Source organism: Neisseria flava (genome assembly GCF_982712965.1).
In genome coordinates, this window is sequence record NZ_CEXQBZ010000122.1 from 1 (window position 1) to 17,976 (window position 17,976).

20 protein-coding genes, 1 tRNA gene and 2 pseudogenes are annotated in these 17,976 nt (G+C 49.9%); 15 read left to right on the top strand and 8 right to left on the bottom strand.

From position 1 onward, the window contains the following. Positions 1-136 precede the first annotated feature (136 nt). Positions 137-991 carry a dihydropteroate synthase gene (folP, locus tag AC5M9B_RS08770; RefSeq protein WP_487648526.1) on the bottom strand — a complete coding sequence of 285 codons (855 nt, stop codon included), beginning with the start codon at positions 989-991 and terminating at the stop codon, positions 137-139. A 146-nt stretch (positions 992-1,137) separates the two neighbouring features. On the opposite strand from folP, the gene AC5M9B_RS08775 reads away from it, so the two are divergent. Beyond that, positions 1,138-2,331, top strand: a complete 1,194-nt coding sequence (locus AC5M9B_RS08775; RefSeq protein WP_487648531.1) for an amino acid aminotransferase — start codon at positions 1,138-1,140, stop codon at positions 2,329-2,331. A gap of 105 nt (positions 2,332-2,436) precedes the next feature. Here AC5M9B_RS08775 and AC5M9B_RS08780 read toward each other — a convergent pair. After that, positions 2,437-2,512 (bottom strand) — tRNA-Arg (locus tag AC5M9B_RS08780). A gap of 286 nt (positions 2,513-2,798) precedes the next feature. On the opposite strand from AC5M9B_RS08780, the gene AC5M9B_RS08785 reads away from it, so the two are divergent. Continuing rightward, positions 2,799-3,656: a c-type cytochrome gene (locus tag AC5M9B_RS08785; protein ID WP_019269847.1), complete on the top strand. Its 858-nt coding sequence runs from the start codon at positions 2,799-2,801 to the stop codon at positions 3,654-3,656. 247 nt (positions 3,657-3,903) lie between these two features. Then, positions 3,904-4,017: pseudogene (locus AC5M9B_RS08790) on the top strand (IS5/IS1182 family transposase); the annotation flags it as partial. A 215-nt stretch (positions 4,018-4,232) separates the two neighbouring features. On the opposite strand, the gene AC5M9B_RS08795 reads toward AC5M9B_RS08790, so the two are convergent. Both AC5M9B_RS08795 and AC5M9B_RS08800 read right to left on the bottom strand, forming a co-directional pair. After that, on the bottom strand, positions 4,233-5,147 hold the full coding sequence (locus AC5M9B_RS08795; protein WP_455007450.1) for a MetQ/NlpA family ABC transporter substrate-binding protein: 915 nt from the start codon (positions 5,145-5,147) through the stop codon (positions 4,233-4,235). 324 nt (positions 5,148-5,471) lie between these two features. Further along, positions 5,472-6,422, bottom strand: coding sequence for a CysB family HTH-type transcriptional regulator (locus AC5M9B_RS08800; RefSeq protein WP_029609518.1), 951 nt, complete (start codon positions 6,420-6,422; stop codon positions 5,472-5,474). Between the two features lie 439 nt (positions 6,423-6,861). On the opposite strand from AC5M9B_RS08800, the gene AC5M9B_RS08805 reads away from it, so the two are divergent. Then, positions 6,862-7,623: an OmpA family protein gene (locus AC5M9B_RS08805; protein ID WP_070655080.1), complete on the top strand. Its 762-nt coding sequence runs from the start codon at positions 6,862-6,864 to the stop codon at positions 7,621-7,623. 306 nt (positions 7,624-7,929) lie between these two features. Here the strand turns inward: AC5M9B_RS08805 and serS are convergent, their stop codons facing one another. Next, entirely contained in the window at positions 7,930-9,225 is a 1,296-nt protein-coding gene (serS, locus tag AC5M9B_RS08810; RefSeq protein WP_019269843.1) for a serine--tRNA ligase, read from the bottom strand. A 211-nt stretch (positions 9,226-9,436) separates the two neighbouring features. Here serS and rpsF point away from each other — a divergent pair, with 211 nt between their 5' ends. From rpsF to mltB, 5 genes are all read left to right on the top strand, one after another. Further along, complete coding sequence (rpsF, locus tag AC5M9B_RS08815; RefSeq protein ID WP_003757376.1) at positions 9,437-9,808, top strand: 30S ribosomal protein S6; 372 nt, start codon at positions 9,437-9,439, stop codon at positions 9,806-9,808. Between the two features lie 2 nt (positions 9,809-9,810). Next, positions 9,811-10,107, top strand: coding sequence for a primosomal replication protein N (priB, locus tag AC5M9B_RS08820; RefSeq protein ID WP_003757378.1), 297 nt, complete (start codon positions 9,811-9,813; stop codon positions 10,105-10,107). A gap of 6 nt (positions 10,108-10,113) precedes the next feature. Then, the gene (gene rpsR, locus AC5M9B_RS08825; protein WP_003678863.1) at positions 10,114-10,344 is read left to right on the top strand and encodes a 30S ribosomal protein S18; all 231 of its coding nucleotides are present in this window, start codon (positions 10,114-10,116) and stop codon (positions 10,342-10,344) included. Between the two features lie 16 nt (positions 10,345-10,360). After that, on the top strand, positions 10,361-10,813 hold the full coding sequence (gene rplI, locus AC5M9B_RS08830; protein ID WP_019269842.1) for a 50S ribosomal protein L9: 453 nt from the start codon (positions 10,361-10,363) through the stop codon (positions 10,811-10,813). A gap of 112 nt (positions 10,814-10,925) precedes the next feature. Further along, a complete protein-coding gene (mltB, locus tag AC5M9B_RS08835; protein WP_019269841.1) occupies positions 10,926-12,008 on the top strand; it encodes a lytic murein transglycosylase B in 1,083 nt (360 codons plus the stop codon). Between the two features lie 65 nt (positions 12,009-12,073). Here mltB and AC5M9B_RS08840 read toward each other — a convergent pair whose 3' ends face one another. Continuing rightward, positions 12,074-12,592, bottom strand: coding sequence for an aldose epimerase family protein (locus AC5M9B_RS08840; protein ID WP_244969469.1), 519 nt, complete (start codon positions 12,590-12,592; stop codon positions 12,074-12,076). A gap of 33 nt (positions 12,593-12,625) precedes the next feature. After that, on the bottom strand, positions 12,626-12,826 hold the full coding sequence (locus tag AC5M9B_RS08845) for a hypothetical protein (RefSeq protein WP_455007451.1): 201 nt from the start codon (positions 12,824-12,826) through the stop codon (positions 12,626-12,628). Between the two features lie 159 nt (positions 12,827-12,985). Here AC5M9B_RS08845 and dnaX point away from each other — a divergent pair, with 159 nt between their 5' ends. The 4 genes and pseudogenes from dnaX (at position 12,986) to recO (ending at position 16,669) form a co-directional block, all read left to right on the top strand. Further along, positions 12,986-15,160: a DNA polymerase III subunit gamma/tau gene (gene dnaX / locus AC5M9B_RS08850; RefSeq protein ID WP_209282950.1), complete on the top strand. Its 2,175-nt coding sequence runs from the start codon at positions 12,986-12,988 to the stop codon at positions 15,158-15,160. Between the two features lie 140 nt (positions 15,161-15,300). Beyond that, the gene (locus AC5M9B_RS08855) at positions 15,301-15,636 is read left to right on the top strand and encodes a YbaB/EbfC family nucleoid-associated protein (protein ID WP_003744574.1); all 336 of its coding nucleotides are present in this window, start codon (positions 15,301-15,303) and stop codon (positions 15,634-15,636) included. A gap of 129 nt (positions 15,637-15,765) precedes the next feature. Beyond that, positions 15,766-15,891, top strand: a pseudogene (locus tag AC5M9B_RS08860) (IS5/IS1182 family transposase); the annotation flags it as partial. A 37-nt stretch (positions 15,892-15,928) separates the two neighbouring features. Next, on the top strand, positions 15,929-16,669 hold the full coding sequence (recO, locus tag AC5M9B_RS08865) for a DNA repair protein RecO (RefSeq protein WP_209282951.1): 741 nt from the start codon (positions 15,929-15,931) through the stop codon (positions 16,667-16,669). 81 nt (positions 16,670-16,750) lie between these two features. Here recO and AC5M9B_RS08870 read toward each other — a convergent pair whose 3' ends face one another. Beyond that, entirely contained in the window at positions 16,751-17,245 is a 495-nt protein-coding gene (locus AC5M9B_RS08870; protein WP_209282952.1) for a DMP19 family protein, read from the bottom strand. A 160-nt stretch (positions 17,246-17,405) separates the two neighbouring features. Here AC5M9B_RS08870 and AC5M9B_RS08875 point away from each other — a divergent pair, with 160 nt between their 5' ends. Together AC5M9B_RS08875 and AC5M9B_RS08880 are read left to right on the top strand one after the other, a co-directional pair. Next, the gene (locus AC5M9B_RS08875) at positions 17,406-17,597 is read left to right on the top strand and encodes a zinc-finger domain-containing protein (RefSeq protein ID WP_016686508.1); all 192 of its coding nucleotides are present in this window, start codon (positions 17,406-17,408) and stop codon (positions 17,595-17,597) included. A 6-nt stretch (positions 17,598-17,603) separates the two neighbouring features. Continuing rightward, positions 17,604-17,951 carry a hypothetical protein gene (locus AC5M9B_RS08880; RefSeq protein ID WP_455007452.1) on the top strand — a complete coding sequence of 116 codons (348 nt, stop codon included), beginning with the start codon at positions 17,604-17,606 and terminating at the stop codon, positions 17,949-17,951. The last annotated feature ends 25 nt before the right edge of the window (positions 17,952-17,976 follow it).

Here is a 17,976-nt window from a genome sequence, read left to right on the forward strand (position 1 = left end):
AAGTGAATCGGTTCCGTACTATCTGTACTGTCTGCGGCTTCGTCGCCTTGTCCTGATTTAAATTTAATCCACTATATTTCAGAGGCTGTCGACATTTCATTTTCAAAGTGTTTTTTTACTTCCAAAACAGAAGCCATTAAATGCCGGTAATGCCTAAGGCGTCCCACACATTCAACGCATCCGCCGTCGCCTTCACATCATGCACCCGCACGATTTGCGCGCCGCGTGCTACGGAAGCCAGCGCCGCCGCCACGCTGCCGTGTACGCGCGCCGCTGCGTCCGCCTCGCCGGTCAGCTCGCCTATCATGCGTTTGCGCGACACACCGATCAGCAGCGGGAAACCCGTTTCCGCCATCAATTCGGGCAAGTGCTGCATCAGCGCGATATTGTGTTGCAGGTTTTTACCGAAACCGAAGCCCGGATCGAGCGCGATGCGTTGCGGAGCGATGCCTGCCGCGATACATTCCGCCGCCCTCTCTTTCAAATACCGCGCCACTTCGCCGACAACATCTTGATATTTCGGATTAATCTGCATGTTTTCGGGCAAACCCTGCATGTGCATCAGGCAAATGCCCGTGTCCGCCTGACGCGCCAGCAATCCGACCGCGCCCTCGTCGGTCAACGCCGCTATATCATTAATAATATCGACGCCGCCGAGCGCCAACGCTTTTTCCATAATCACCGTGCGGCGCGTGTCCAAACTGACAGGAACGCCCCACCCCGCCACTTCCGCCAAAACAGGTGCAACCCGCGCCCATTCTTCTTCAGGCGAAACATAGTCCGCACCCGGCCGCGTCGATTCGCCGCCGATGTCGAGAATGTCCGCGCCCTCTTTCAAAAGCCGTTCGGCGTGCGCCAAGGCTGTTTGGGCATTTTGCGAATATACGCCGCCGTCGGAAAAAGAATCGGGCGTCAGGTTGACGATACCCATGATTTTCGGCTTGTCCAAACCGATTTCAAACCTGCCTGCCTGCCAAATGCGCGTGGTCATGATGGTGTTCCGTAAAATAATGAAGACGAAATTATAGGTCGTCTGAAAACATCATGCAGCTTTCAGACGACCCCGTTTTACAAATCCTGCCGTTTAATGCAAAAATCAGGTTTCCCATCCCCCATCCGTCTGACAAAGGAAGCATCATGTACCGACACGTCGAATACTATCCCGGCGACCCGATTTTGAGTTTGGTCGAAACCTTCAAAAACGACCCGCGTCCCGAAAAAGTCAATTTGAGCATAGGCATTTATTTCGATGATGAAGGCAAAATGCCCGTATTGGAATCCGTAAACCGTGCCGAAACCGCCCGCGCCGCCACGCCCGCGCCGTCGCCCTACCTGCCTATGGAAGGCTTGAACACTTACCGCAGTGCGGTGCAGCATTTATTGTTCGGCAAAGACAACCCTGCGTTCGCGCAAGGACGCATCGTTACCGTACAAACACTAGGCGGCTCGGGCGCACTCAAAGTCGGCGCGGATTTCCTGCACCGCTGGTTCCCCGCAGCGCGCGCCTACGTCAGCGATCCGACTTGGGACAACCATCGAGGTATCTTTGAAGGCGCAGGTTTCGAGGTCGGTACTTATCCTTATTACGACCCTGCCACCGTCGACGTGAAATTCGACGAAATGACCGCGTTTTTCAACACCCTGCCCGAAAACAGCGTCTTAATCCTACACCCCTGCTGCCACAACCCGACCGGCGTGGATATGTCCGAACAGCAATGGGACGAAGTATTGCACATCATCAAAACGCGCAAACTGATTCCGTTTATGGACATTGCCTACCAAGGCTTCGGCGGCGATTTGGACAGCGATGCCTACGCCATCCGCAAAGCGGTGGAAATGGAATTGCCGCTGTTCGTCAGCAATTCCTTCTCGAAAAACCTGTCGCTCTACGGCGAGCGCGTCGGCGGCCTGAGCGTGGTTTGCCCGAATAAAGAAGAAGCGGAATTGGTGTTCGGACAACTCAAATTCACCGTCCGCCGCATCTATTCCAGCCCGCCCGCACACGGCGCCTATATCGCCGCCGACGTAATGAACAATCCCGAACTTTACGCCTTGTGGCAAAACGAAGTCTATGTCATGCGCGATCGAATCCGTGCCATGCGGCAGAAGCTTTACGACGTCTTGACCGCCCAAATTCCCGACCGCGATTTCACTTATTTCATCAAACAGCGCGGCATGTTCAGCTACACAGGATTGAGCGTGGAACAAGTCCGCAGGTTGCGCGACGAATTTGCCGTTTACCTGCTGAATTCGGGTAGGATGTGCGTCGCCGGACTGAATGCCTCGAATATCGCCTATGTCGCCGATGCGTTTGCCGAAGTGTTGAAATAAAACTCAAAAAACAAACAGGTCGTCTGAAACCCGATGTAGTTTTATTTGAAGTAAATCAAAAGGCCGCCCGAAAAATTTTCATCTTTCAGACGGCCTCTCTATAATTGGCGCACCCAACAGGGATCGAACCTGTGACCTCCAGCTTCGGAAACTGACACTCTTCCAACTGAGCTATGGGTGCAGGGAAGGCGTAAGATTAACGCAAATCCCGCCTGTTGGCAAAGCCTATTATGCAGGATGGCGCAAACAAGACAAATTCGCAGAAAATTCCCCGCAAATAATCAACAACATAACCAATCCACCCCTTAACAAATGGCAAAAAACTGCCGCCTTTGCGTATATTTTCCACAAGAGCGATTGGAAAGCCCCTGTGAATTCAGTATAATCCAGCAAAATATTGTTAACTGCGTTTAACACACCAAACTATAACTCAAAGCACAACCTAACCTAACGGCGAGGCCTACCAAATGAAACAACTCCGCGACTCAAAAGCCCAAGGCTCTGCATTGTTCACCCTTGTGAGCGGTATCATCATTGCTATTGCAGTCATTTACTTCCTCATTAAATTGGCGGGCAGCGGCTCGTTCGCAGACGTTAACCAATCGTCCGAAGCCGCCACCCAAACCCGTATCCAACCCGTAGGACAACTCGCCTTGGGCGATGGCATTCCGGTAGGCGAACGCAAAGGCGATCAGATTTTCAACAAAATCTGTATCCAATGTCACGGTGCGGACAGCTCCGTCCCCAACGCACCTAAAATCGAAAACAACGGCAATTGGGCTCCCCGTATCGCACAAGGTTTCGACACGCTGTTCCAACACGCTCTGAACGGCTTTAACGCCATGCCTGCCAAAGGCGGCGCAGCCGATTTGACCGACCAGGAACTCAAACGCGTCATCACTTACATGGCGAACAAGAGCGGTGGCAACTTCCCTGATCCCGATGCCGCAGCACCTGCAGATCAAGCAGCTTCAGGCGATGCAGCCGCATCCGCACCGGTCGCTGCCGGCTCTGCTCCCGCAGCCGACGCACCTAAAGCCGAAGACAAAGGCGCAGCCGCTCCTGCAGCCGGCGGTGCAGACGGTCAAAAAGTTTACGAAGCCAACTGTAAAGCGTGTCACGGCGGCGCCATCCCCGGCGTTCCCCATGTCGGCAAAAAAGAAGACTGGGCTCCGCGTATCAAACAAGGTAAAGAGACCCTGTACAAACACGCGCTCGAAGGCTTCAACGCCATGCCTGCCAAAGGCGGCAATGCCGGTCTGAGCGACGACGAAATCAAAGCAGCGGTCAACTACATGGCTAACCAATCAGGCGCTAAATTCTGATTCATTCAGAAAACGCCATAAATGCTCCATCAAAAACGCACCTTCAAACAAGGTGCGTTTTTATTGGCTATACCACCTGCTTCCGCTTAACAAGAGACAAACAGAAAGCAGATGGCAACTCTAAGATTTTTATACTTGCATACAAGCCATACTCTAACTTTCCCTACCGAAACAGGAAAAGTGCAAGATTACCGTTACAGCAACAAAGTTATGCGAAATCCAAGCTGCTCTATAGCCCGCATTGTGCAGATATAGTGGATTAAATTTAAATCAGGACAAGGCGACGAAGCCGCAGACAGTACAAATAGTACAGCAAGGCAAGGCAACGCCGTACTGGTTTAAATTTAATCCACTATACTTAAAAATCAGTGCTGAAGCCTGATCTCCCAAATGACAAAATTGCCGCAAACAACACCTTCATCATCATTCCCTATTTCACCACTCCTCCACTTACAAGATAGGGGGCAGGCTTGAATTTCAATTCATACCGATTTGCGGCAAGAATTCCAATTAAAAAGGTCGTCTGAAAACCAATGTTGGTTTTCAGACGACCTTTTTTGTTTTTTAGCTTATAGCTTATTTTGCCGCTGAAGCAGTAGACGCTGCTTCGGTTTTTGCACCAGTGGCTGCATTCTCACCCCATGCAGCAGGATATTTATAACCTTCGAAGCGTTTGTGAGCGTAGGCTTTGAACTCGTCGGAATTATAGGCTTCGGTTACATCTTTGAGCCATTGGCTGTCTTTGTCAGCGGTTTTGACTGCTGCCCAGTTGACGTAGGCAAAGCTCGGCTCTTGAAACAGGGCTTCGGTCAGCTTCATACCACTGCTCATGGCATAGTTGCCGTTAACGATGGCGAAATCAACGTCAGCGCGGCTGCGTGGCAGTTGTGCGGCTTCTAGTTCTACGATTTTGATGTTTTTCGGATTTTCAGCGATGTCGGCTTTGGAAGCAGTCAGCGGATTAACGCCGTCTTTCAACTTAACCCAGCCCAATTCGTTCAACATTACCAATGCACGGGCAAAGTTGGACGGGTCGTTAGGCGCGGAAACGCTGCTGCCGTCTTTAACTTCATCCAAAGATTTCAATTTACCCGGATACAGACCCAAAGGCGCAGTCGGCACTTGGAAAGTCTCAGTAATATCTAATTTGTGTTCTTTTTTGAAGTCGTCCAAATAAGGCTTGTGTTGAAAAATGTTGATATCCAGTTCACCTTCAGCCAAAGCGAGGTTAGGACGGACGTAATCGGTAAACTCAACCAGTTTGACGGTATAGCCTTTTTTCTCCAACTCAGGTTGGATTTGATCTTTGACCATGTCGCCAAAGTCGCCAACGGTTGTACCAAAGACGATCTCTTTTTTCGCCGCGCTATTATCGGCAACCTGTGATGCGGAAGATGCGGCAGGTGCGCTGTCTTTCTGCCCACCACAAGCTGCAAGCACCACAGCAAGCGTAGCAGCAGAAAGGGTTTTAAAAAAAGTATTTACTTGCATATCTTACTCCTGATAATTCATTGAAACAGTTTTCAGACGACCTCTGCCGTCAAAAAACGAGAATTTTAAATCTATTTGGTAAAACTCAGGGTGTTTTTTGCAGATTTTTCTGTTGATTCTTATTATTACCACAGTATATTCGAAATAAAACTCGGCACAATCCAAAACTTACGCGCTATGATAGCCTACAATTTTCCAAGTCAACAGATCTAGCTCGCGTTACCCAAAACGTACGAATAGATTAAAGAAGGTCGTCTGAAATCTTGTAGATAGGGTTTCAGACGACCTTCTATTTCATATTAAATAGATTTACATTACCAACGATTAAATAGAAAAATCCTCGACAACTGGAGCATAAAGCGTTCTATCGACCACTTCACGTGTCAGCTTAGGCGCGAACAATTCTATAAAATCATATGCATAACCCCTAAGATAGGTATCTTTCCTAACGGCAATCCAAGTTGGAGACGACTCAAACAAATGCGAGGCATCCACTAATTCCAGATCCGTGTCATTCTCAGGATCGTAAGCCATCTTCGCCATCAACCCAACACCAAGACCCAAACGGACATACGTCTTTAAAACATCAGTGTCTGCTGCTGACAACACGACATCAGGCTGCTCCAACCTGGCTTTATTAAAAGCCCGGGCAATACTACTCCCCTGATTGAACGCAAATTCATACGTAATCAAAGGAAAAGAAGCCAAATCCTCAATACTTAAAGGATTTTTACAATCCAACAAAGGATGTTCATGCGGCACAATAACCGCATGATTCCATTCATAACAAGTTAATTTACCCAACTCCGGATGCTCATCGATACGCTCAGTTACAATCGCAATATCCGCCTCCCCATTGCTGACCATCTGGGCAATCGCTGCAGGACTGCCCTGCTTGATGGTCAGCGTTACTTTAGGATAACGTTTGACAAAATCTGCCACAATTAAAGGAAGAGCATAACGTGCCTGCGTATGCGTTGTCGCAACAACCAAAGAACCACTGTCGTGTTCGGTAAACTCATTCCCTATATTTTTAATATTCTGAACATCACGCAAAATCCGATCCGCAATTTCCAAAACAGCCTTTCCCGGTTGGGACACAGATACCACACGCTTGCCGCTTCGGATAAAAATCTGCACCCCCAACTCCTCTTCAAGAAGCCGGATTTGTTTAGAAATTCCTGGCTGGGAAGTAAATAGTGCTTCAGCAGCTTCAGATACATTCAGATTATGCCGGTACACCTCCAATGCATACCGTAATTGCTGTAATTTCATAAACGGCTCGTGTTCTATATATTTGTATGATTTGTGCGACAAATGGCAGACAATTTAACATATTTTTCCTAAATTGTCGGCAGCACCCTCACCTCAAATAAAAACTTTTGTTTTAAATAGTACTATACAAACCGATTATCGAAACCAACATTTCCCTCAGTACAAACTGTATCCTTCATACAACAACAAATGGCAACAAACTCCGATTTACCCATAAATAAATGACACAAACTTGATTTTTAGGCATGATTCGAAGCTAGGAAGCAGGCAGTTTCATGATTGTATGAGGCATTGAGTATTGACAGTAGGCACCATGCTTCTTTATAGTGCAAACTGATATATCCGATTTGCCGCTGCTTAGTATGCTGCGGCCTGTATATTGGTAATTTGCAGCGGTTCTTAAACACCCGCCGCATAACAATTTAGATGAGGGAATAAAATGACCAAACAGCTGAAATTAAGCGCATTGTTCGTTGCATTGGTTGCTTCCGGCACCGCAATGGCAAGCGAACCGCATACCAAACACGGCTACACCGTAAGCAGCCAATCTCAAGAAGTTGTCCGTAACAACTATGGCGAATGCTGGAAAAACAGCTATTTCGACAAAGAGACTCAAGGTCGTGTCGAATGTGGTGACCGCGAAGCAGTAGCCGCAGTCCAACAAGCTCCCGAATATGTTGACGAAACCGTATCTCTGTCTTCTAAAACACTGTTCGGCTTCGATAAAGATAACCTCCGCCCTGAAGCTCAAGAGAATCTGAACGCATTAGCCCAACGCCTGAGCAATGAAAACGTTCAAACTGTACGTATTGAAGGCCATACCGACTTTATGGGTTCAGAAGAGTACAACCAAGCTCTGTCCGAACGCCGTGCAAACGTAGTTGCCAACTACTTGGTTGGCCGTGGTGTTCCTTCCAGCAAAGTTTCCGCTACAGGCTTTGGCGAGTCTCAAGCTCAAATGACTGCTACTTGTGAAGCAGAAGTAGCAAATCTGGGCAAAAAAGTATCCAAAGCTAAAAAACGTGCTGCTCTGATTGCATGTATCGAACCTGATCGTCGTGTTGACGTGAAAATCCGCAGCACTGTTACCAAACAAGTTGCCCCGGGTCAAACAATTGAAGGTCAAGGTGAACGTCCTGCAGTAGATGAAGGTTGGATTCCTTCTCCCTACAACGGTGTACACGGTTACGCCAAACCTTAACTAAATTCAATTTTAATTCAAAACCCTGCATCTGCGGGGTTTTCTTATTATCCCCCCTCACTCTTACCCCCATAATATAGTGGATTAAATTTAAACCAGTACAGCGTTGCCTCGACTTGCCGTACTATTTGCCTCGCCTTGCCCTACTATTTGTACTGTCTGCGGCTTCGTCGCCTTGTCCTGATTTAAATTTAATCCACTATAATCAAAAAATCAATAAGCAAACCTTAATGAAAATCAGATACAAAAAAGGCATCCTAAGATTACTCAGGATACCCTCTTCAAGCCTCATATCATCAAGTAAAATTACTTAATCTCTATCTTCTCTTCTCCTCCCATATAAGGCTGTAAGGCGGCAGGAATATTGATGCTGCCGTCGGCGTTTTGATGGTTTTCCAAAACCGCCACCAAAGTACGACCAACTGCCAAGCCGGAGCCATTCAAAGTGTGTACCAAGCGGTTTTTGCCGTTTTCGTCTTTGAAACGCGCCTTCATGCGGCGTGCTTGGAAATCTTCGCAGTTGGAGCAGCTTGAGATTTCGCGGTAGGTATTTTGCGCGGGAACCCAGACTTCCAAGTCGTAGGTTTTGGTTGCGCCGAAGCCCATGTCGCCGGTACACAGGGTAATCACGCGGTAGGGCAGTTCCAAAGCCTTCAGGATGTTTTCGGCGTGACCGACCATTTCTTCCAGTGCTTCGTATGATTTTTCGGGATGAACGATTTGCACCATTTCCACTTTGTCGAATTGGTGTTGGCGAATCAGACCGCGCACGTCTTTGCCGTATGCGCCCGCTTCGGAGCGGAAACATGGGGAATGGGCGGTCAGCTTCAGCGGCAAATCGCTGCCTGCCACGATACTGTCGGCAACGGTATTGGTCAGCGTCACTTCGGCGGTCGGAATCAGGTATTGCGTTTTTTTGCTCTCGTCGCCGCCGCGGGTAACGTGGAACAAATCTTCTGCAAATTTAGGCAGTTGACCCGTGCCTTGCAGGGTGGTGTCGTCCACGATGTAGGGCGTGTAATGCTCGGTGTAGCCGTGTTTCAGCGTGTGCGTATCGAGCATGAATTGCGCCAACGCGCGGTGCAGGCGGGCGATTTGGCCTTTCATGACGGTAAAGCGTGCGCCGGACAGTTTCGCGCCACCTTCGAAATCCAAGCCTAAAGGTTCGCCCAAATCGACATGGTCTTTGATTTCAAAGTCAAATTCGCGCGGGGTGCCGACTTTGCGGACTTCGACGTTTTCGGTTTCGTCTTTACCGACGGGTACGCTTTCGTGCGGCAGGTTGGGAATGCTCAACAACCATGCGTCCAATTCTTTCTGAACGGCATCCAAATCGGCGGCTGCCTGCTCCAAATCGGTTTTGATTTGGGCGACTTGATCCATCGCTGCCTGCGCCTCTTCGTGTTTGCCCTGTCCTTTCAATGCGCCGATTTGTTTGGAAATGCTGTTGCGCGAGGCTTGCAGTTCTTCGGTTTTCACTTGGACGGCTTTGCGCTGCTCTTCCAAGGCATTGAAACGTGCGGTATCAAACTCGTAACCGCGCTGCGCCAAACGTTCGGCGACGGCTGTGGTGTGGCTGCGGAGCTGTTGGATGTCTAACATTTTGTTATTCTCTCAATAGAATTCAGAAATGGCATTATTGTAAACCAAATCGCCAATCTTTTCATGACAACACTTTTATTCAAAAACCCTTTCTTACATATCATGCATTGCAGAAAAAGCAAGAATGGGATAGAATCCATCGTTTTGTCAAACCTTGCCTTTTGCTTTCGCATGGCAAAAGGCTGTATTTAATCATCCATAAGGAGATAACATGCGTCATTATGAGATCGTGTTTATCGTTCATCCTGATCAAAGCGAGCAAGTGCCTGCTATGGTTGAACGTTACAAAACCATGATTGCCGAAGCCGGCGGTAAAATCCACCGCTTGGAAGACTGGGGCCGTCGTCAACTGGCTTACCCGATTAACAAAATCCACAAAGCACACTATGTTTTGATGAACATCGAAACTACTCCTGAAGTAGTTGAAGAGCTGGAAACCGCTTTCCGCTTTAACGATGCCGTACTGCGCCATCTGACCATCAAAACAAAACATGCTGTAACCGAAGCTTCTCCTATGCTGGGCGGCGAAAAAGCAAAAAACTTGCTGAACGGTGCAGCTGAAGAAGTTGCAGCAGCCGAATAAGATTGGATAATCTTACAAAGCTTACCGCCCTGATTTACAAGGTTGAATCCTTAAGATACACGCCGGCAGGAATCCCTGTTTTGGATATTATGTTAAAGCATGAATCTTGGCAGGAAGAAAACGGGCAAAAATGCCTGGTCAGTTTTGAAATTCCCGCGCGTATTTTAGGTAAGCAGGCTGAAGAATGGCAGTATCGGCAAGATACGATGGTAGAAGCAGAAGGCTTTCTCGCACAGCGAAGCAAACGCTTCCCAAGGCCGATACTCCGCATACAGAACATTAAAGAATATAAAGGTTAAACGACAATGGCTCGTCAATCATTCAAACGTAGAAAATTCTGCCGCTTTACGGCTGAAAAAATCCAAGAAGTCGATTACAAACAAGTTGATCTACTGAAAGACTTCATTTCTGAAAACGGCAAAATCATCCCTGCCCGCATCACCGGCACCAAAGCGCATTACCAACGCCAATTGGCTACTGCAGTCAAACGCGCACGCTTCCTGGCTCTGTTGCCTTACACCGATCAACACAAATAATTTTGGAGTTTAAATCATGCAAATTATTCTGTTAGAGAAAATCGGCGGTTTGGGCAACTTGGGCGACATCGTTACCGTAAAAAACGGTTACGCCCGCAACTTCCTGATTCCTGCCGGCAAAGCCAAACGCGCTACTGAAGCCAATATGAAAGAATTCGAAGCACGCCGTGCCGAATTGGAAGCCAAACAAGCCGAAATCTTGGCCGATGCTAAAGCACGTCAAGAAAAACTGGACGGTCAAACCATCACTATCGCTCAAAAAGCAGGTGTGGACGGTCGTTTGTTCGGTTCCGTTACCAATGCCGACATCGCTGCCGCGATTGTTGCTTCAGGCGTTGAAGCTGCAAAAGCCAACGTCCGCCTGCCTAACGGTCCTCTGAAAGCCGTGGGCGAGTACGAAGTTGAAGTGGCTCTGCACACTGACGCTGTTGCTGCGATTACCGTTGCTGTTGTTGCGGCTGCTGAGTAATAGACAGTCTTAAAAGGTCGTCTGAAAGGGAATGGAATGTATATTCCTGCCGTCTTTCAGACGACCTTTTTGCATAATTAAGACTACTTCTTTAGTGACTATAAATTCAGATATGAAAAAACTTATCCCTTTCATCGGAATATCAACCGCGTTGCTGCTTTCCGCTTGTAGTACAACCAAAACAAACGTTGAGTCTGCTAAAACGGTTGAGCCGATTAATCAAAGCAAAAACCAGCGTCCTGCTTTTGATTCTGCTGCGGAATCGGTTGCCAGCAGCGGCTTTAATGCCAATACCAATGTCCGCCAGTTTATCCGTTACGAGGCGGCGAAAAAGCAGTTTACGGAAGCCGAGCTGCAAAACTTCTTCAATGGCGTGGTTTACAAGGGTAATATCATCAATATCATGTACCGCCCGTCTACTTCGCGCCCTTGGTATGAATTCCGTACAGGCAACTCCGGTGCGACGAAATTCAACGGCGGCAAACAATTTTACGCCGCCAACCGTGCCGTTATCGATGATGTGGCGCGCAAATACGGTGTACCTGCCGAGCTGATTGTGGCGATTATCGGGATTGAGACCAACTACGGCAAAAACACAGGCAGCTTCCGTGTTGCCGATGCTTTGAGTACTTTGGGTTTTGATTATCCGCGTCGCGCCGAGTTTTTCCAAAACGAGCTGATTGAGCTTTTGCTGATGGCGAAAGAAGAAAAAGAGAACGTTTTTGACTTTAAAGGCAGCTATGCGGGCGCAATGGGTATGCCGCAATTCATGCCTTCGAGCTATCGCAAATGGGCGGTCGACTATGATGGCGACGGACACCGCGATATTTGGAACAATATCGGCGACGTTGCCGCTTCTGTTGCCAACTATATGAAGCAACATGGCTGGAAAACAGGTGGCAAAATGATTGTTCCCGTCAATCTGACGATTACGCCTGATTTGAAATCCATCATTGACGAGAAAACGGCTTTGAACCGTACCGTTGCGGATTTCAAAGCGATGGGTGTGGTTCCGCAAAAAGCGGTTGCCGACAACGAGAAAGCCGTTTTGTTCAGCTTGGAAACCAGTCCGGGCGTATTTGAATATTATCTCGGTCTGAATAATTTCTATACGGTTTGGCAGTATAACAACAGCCGGATGTATGTTACCGCCGTGCGTGATATTGCCAATGCAATCAACAACAACGGTTTGTAATATTCAAAAACCACCTTCTCCAAGGTGGTTTTTTATTTGAGGGCCTGAAAAAATCCACTCTAAATTCAAGCAATCAAACGGATTTTCATACCGTAATGCTTTTTGCCATGTCCGGAAACAAACTGTCCGCCGCGCGCAGGCGATAAAAATGCGTTGCCTTCGGCGGTAGGCTCGGCGCAGGTGTATTGTCCGTTTCGGTCACTCCAAAGTGCGTAAACGGGCAGATTTTGCGTTCGGATGTCGAGTTTCATTCCGTCAAACGCAACATGTGTATCTGACGGCGAGGCGACAAATTCCGTATGTGCAATATAGTCGGCATCGTAGGGCGCACCGTTGAAATCGAATTGGGTGCCGACGGCGGGGAAATAGGGATGGAAACCGGGCGAAGTGCGCACGGGCACATCGCCGTAATTGCAGACGGTCAACGCGGCGACTGCTTCGTTTTCGTTCGGCAGGCTGTAATCCAGCAGCCATTCGACGTTTTCGTAGCCCTTTGCCGTGCTGATCAATCTCAAGCCGACATCCGATTCGTTTTGATAACGGATTTCCCAAGTGGAGGTTCTGCCGAAACCGTGTTGCGCCAAATGGTTTTTACCGTCCGGTCCGAACTGCGGCAGTCAGACGTGCATCCCGCCGCGTAATTTTGTATCAGGACCGACTTGAACGCTGGTTTTCGGGAATAACACTTCCCGACCTTGTAAAACCAAGTTGTCTATATATGCGCCCATGGTGTTTATCTGCATGGATGCGGAATAGTTGCGTAAGATGATTTCAGATATGGCGGTTTGTTCTTCAGATTGTTTTAAATTTTGTAACATTCTAACATTTGTATACGTGCCATTACCGATATGCAGACAGAAAATCCTTAATAAAAATCAAAAAAATGCTAAAATACCAGGCATCTTCCAAGGTCGTCTGAAAGGCGTTCAACCACTTTTCAGACGACCTTCCGATTTATTTCCAGCAGAGAAAACCTTATGGCTTATCAAGTTCTTGCCCGCAAATGGCGTCCGAAAACCTTTGCCGATTTAGTCGGTCAGGAACACGTCGTCAAAGCCTTGCGCAACGCGCTGGACGAAGGCCGCCTGCACCATGCCTACCTGCTGACCGGCACGCGCGGGGTCGGGAAAACCACCATCGCCCGTATTCTGGCGAAAAGCCTCAACTGCGAAAACGCGCAACACGGCGAGCCTTGCGGCGTGTGCCAAAGCTGTACGCAAATCGACACCGGTCGCTACGTCGACCTGCTGGAAATTGATGCCGCCTCCAATACCGGTATCGACAACATCCGCGAAGTATTGGAAAACGCCCAATACGCACCGACCGCCGGTAAATACAAAGTCTATATCATTGACGAAGTGCATATGCTCTCCAAAAGCGCGTTTAACGCCATGCTGAAAACGCTGGAAGAGCCGCCTGAACACGTCAAATTCATTCTCGCGACCACCGATCCGCACAAAGTCCCCATCACCGTTTTGAGCCGCTGCCTGCAATTTGTCTTGCGCAATATGACTTCGCAGCAGGTTGCCGACCACCTTGCCCACGTTTTAAACAACGAAAACATCGCCTACGAACCCGCCGCCTTGCAACTCTTGGGTCGTGCCGCCGCAGGCTCGATGCGTGATGCCTTAAGCCTGCTCGATCAGGCTATCGCCATGGGTTCGGGCAGCGTTGCCGAACAAGACGTCCGCCAAATGATTGGCGCGGTGGATAAACAATATCTGTACGAACTGCTGGCGGGTATCGTCAACCAAGACGGCGAAGCCCTGCTGGCGAAAGCGCAGGAAATGGCGGCGCGCGCCATCGGTTTTGACAGCGCGTTGAGCGAACTTGCCATGCTGTTGCAACGCCTCGCCTTGATACAGGCGGTTCCTTCCGCTTTGGCTCATGATGATCCTGAGCGCGAAACCCTGCTGCAACTGAGCCAGGCACTCAGCGGCGAACAAATCCAGCTTTATTATCAATGCGCTATCCACGGCAAACAGGATTTAAGCCTTGCGCCCGACGAATACGCCGGCTTCGTCATGACCCTGCTACGTATGCTTGCGTTTGCGCCGCTGGCAGCGGATGCGCACGACGTTGGCGGACATATCGAAAATACTGAGCTGCATTCTGCCGAAACGGGTGTCCATACCGCAAAGAAGCCTTTGCAACTTCCCCAGTCTGAAGCCGCCAAACCGCCCGTTCAGACGACCCCTGCGCCTGCCACGTCGTCTGAAAACAAGGTTTCCGAACCGGTTTCAACTCAAGGAAACAACGACGTCCCACCTTGGGAAGACGCGCCGAGCGAGGCAGAAACCGTAACAGAAACGCCTGCGCAAACGGCGGATGCGAGCGTTCAGACGACCTCTGACGCAGCAGAGACAAACACTTCGTCCGCAAACGAAGCAGAAACGCCGTCTCAGACGACCCCTCAAGACGAAACGTCGTCTGAAAATCAAGTTTCCGATAACGAGGCAGCAAACAACGAAACCGACGTTTCCTTGTCTGAGACGTCGTCTGAAAACCCCATTCAGATGACCCCGATTGAAGAAGCCGTGGACGCAGAAGCATTTGCGCATGAAGCCCCCGTAGCGCCTTTCTACGATTACGGTGCGCCCGATCATGACTACCCCGTAGAAGACAGCGCGGAAATGCCCCCGCCGCCGGATTGGGAACACGCCGTCCCTGCCGATACGGCAGAATCGGAAGCCGAAGAAGACCACGACGACGACGAAGGCACGCAGTTCGCCCCGTTGCCCGAGTTTTCCACCGAAAATTGGGCGGCAATCGTCCGACATTTCGCCCGCAAGCTCGGCGCCGCGCAAATGCTGGCGCAACACGCCGCATGGACGAACTACGACGCAGGCAGCCATCTGATGATGCTGTCGATGACCGACGAAGCCCGCGCGACCGCCAACAAAGAGCGGCTCGACAAAATCAAAAACACGCTTGCCGAAGCCTACGGTCTGCCATTGAAATTGCAAACCGAACCGTGGCGCGACGATGCGGGCTGGGAAACCCCGACCATGCGCCGCCAACGCCTCCAACTTGAAGGCATGCAACAGGCACAGGATTTGCTCGAAGCCGACGAAACCGCGCGTCAGGTTTTAAAAGTTTTCGAAGCCCAATGGCAGCCCGATTCTTTGGAACTGGCGGAGCAGGCGGAATAACGGCATCGAGAATTTCCGTTTCCCTTCGGATACATAAACATTCAGGTCGTCTGAAAACCATCAACCCGCTTTCAGACGACCCTTCGCACCAAACGCTATAAACCCATAACCTTAACGATTCAACCACAGGAGTTTTAAATATGTTCGGAAAAGCCGGATTAGGCGGCCTGATGAAACAGGCGCAGCAAATGCAGGAAAACATGAAAAAAGCGCAAGCGAAACTTGCCGAGACCGAAGTAGAAGGCGAAGCAGGAAACGGCTTGGTTAAAGTCGTGATGACCTGCGCCCACGTCGTGCGCAAACTCGAAATCAGCCCCGACCTGATTCAAGAAGCCGCAGACGACAAAGAAATGCTCGAAGATTTGGTGCTCGCCGCCATCAACGCCGCTTCTGAAAAAGCCGAAGAAACCACCAACAAAACCATGGGTGCATTCACCCAAGGCCTGCCCGCAGGCATGGGCGACTTCTTCCGCTAAATCCTCGCCGTAAAAGCAAACAAAGGTCGTCTGAAACGCTGAAAAGCAGTTTCAGACGACCTTCGGATTATCAGTTTGACAAATCGATACCCGTCCAATATTTTCAGACGACCCCTGCCCGCTTTGGTAAAATATAGTGGATTAACTTTAAATCAGGACAAGGCGACGAAGCCGCAGACAGTACAGATAGTACGGCAAGGCGAGGCAACGCCGTACTGGTTTAAAGTTAATCCACTATACACCATACAATCAACCGCCCTTTTCCACTATTCCCCAGCAACGCCAACCGCCCATGACCAACCAGCGCATCAACCACGAACCTGTCTTCCTGCTTGCTTCCGCCCCTTGGCGCGAGAGCAGTTTGTGGGTGGAAGTGTTCAGCCGCCGTTACGGGCGCGTGGCTTTGTTGGCGAGAAGTGCGCGCAAGCGGCAGAGCGAGCTGCGCGGCGTGTTGGTGCCGTTTGTACCGATCAGCGCCTCTTGGTACGGTTCGCAAGAGTTGAAAACGCTGCATCGTGCAGAGTGGATAGGCGGCTGGCCGCAGCCGCAAGGCAGGGCTTTGTTCAGCGGCCTGTATATCAACGAACTAATGCTCAAACTGACGGCTCGCGAAGACCCGATGCCCGAGCTTTATGACGCACTGGAAGCAGTGATGCGGGCGGTATGCGGCGAAAGCAGCCATACCGCCGCGCTGCGGCGTTTCGAATGGGCTTTACTTACCCGCTTGGGATTCGCGCCCGATTTGTTCCACGATGGCAACGGCGAAGAAATCCGCGCCGAAGAAACCTACTGGCTGACGCCTGAAAACGCGGTCGTCCCCATCGAAGAAGCCGAACGCTTCAATCCGCGCAACTATGGCGTGGCTGTCGGCGGCGACATTTTGATCCAGCTGCGCGAGGGCGATTTCACCCACCCCGAAAGTCTCGGACAGTCGCTAAAAATCACGCGCCTGCTGATTGACAACCTCCTGCCCGAAGGCATTAAATCCAGACAGGTTTTGCAACAGCTCCAGCAATTCAGTTTCGGCGTTTAATCCTTTTCAGACGACCTTTTCATTTCGATTTTTTCTCTTAGTTTCATTCTGATGCGGAAAATCAGAAGCATACCGCGCACATCAATCCGCAATCTCTGCAAACCTCTCCCAATTTGCCAATACATACGCCACAGCCGCCGCCATATCGTCGTCCGCGATTTCGTAATATTCGCCGTCCAATTCCTCAAAATCCGGAAACTTAGCACGAATCACATCCAAAGATGCCCCACCATCCGCCATTTCCTCGATTTTTGCGCCGTCCCGCTCGTATAAAGCCTTCGCCTTATCCAAAATCTTAGGCGTCGGTTTAATCCGCCAGCGGCGCAGGCTGTCGGCAACGGGGTTATGGAACACATATTCGCCGTAACCTGCCGCAATCAGTTGCACAAAGCCGCCCTCCTGCACTTGGCTGTCCAAATAGCAGTAAGCCGTCAGCGTGTGCTGCTCGTTGTTCAAACACCGCATTTCCTCATCGCCTGCCGCATCCGTATAATCCAAATACGCCGCGCTCAATGTGTAGAGGAATTCTGCCGCATCTTGAGGGTTCAAATCATCCTGCCGGAAAAGTGTCGTCATGTTAAAGCCCGTCTGAAATAAAATAGATTTAAAGCTGATTTATAAAAACTGCATTATAACCAAAGCATTATCAAACCAAAACCCATTTTCAGACGACCTTTTACGCTGCACAAGAAGGCGATATATCGTACAATAAGGTTGGATTTACCAAGGAAAAATCATGAACGCAAACACCGAAACCGTCATTATCCAGCCCAAAGACCTGCCGCTGCACTGCTCCGGCCCCAATCACGAAACTTGGAACGGTCATCCGCGCGTCTTCCTTCCGATTCAGTCCGACAGCGACATCGAATGCCCCTACTGCGGAACGCGTTACCATCTCGAAGGCCACATTCCCCACCACCACTATTGAGACGCTATGAAGAGATCCGCCCTCCTGCTGTTGCTCGGACTGTGTACCGCCTGCGGTTCGTATAAAGCCGTCCGCCCCAATGCCCCGCGCGTCGTCGTCGCCGAAGCGCAAAACAACGCCATCCGCTACCAAGCCGCCGACGGCAGCCGCATCTCCGCCATCTACGTCAACAGCAACAGCCCGATGACGGTCGAGCTGTATCAGGGGAGCACGGTCGAAAAACTGACGCAAACCCATTCGATGACCAAAACCACGGAATACCGCAACGCAAGCACAAGATGGCAGCTTCAAGACGGCTTCGCCACGCTTACCCGCAGCGGCAAAACCGTCGTATTTACCGAAATCATTGAATAATCCTGCCTGAAATGTTTATCAAAAG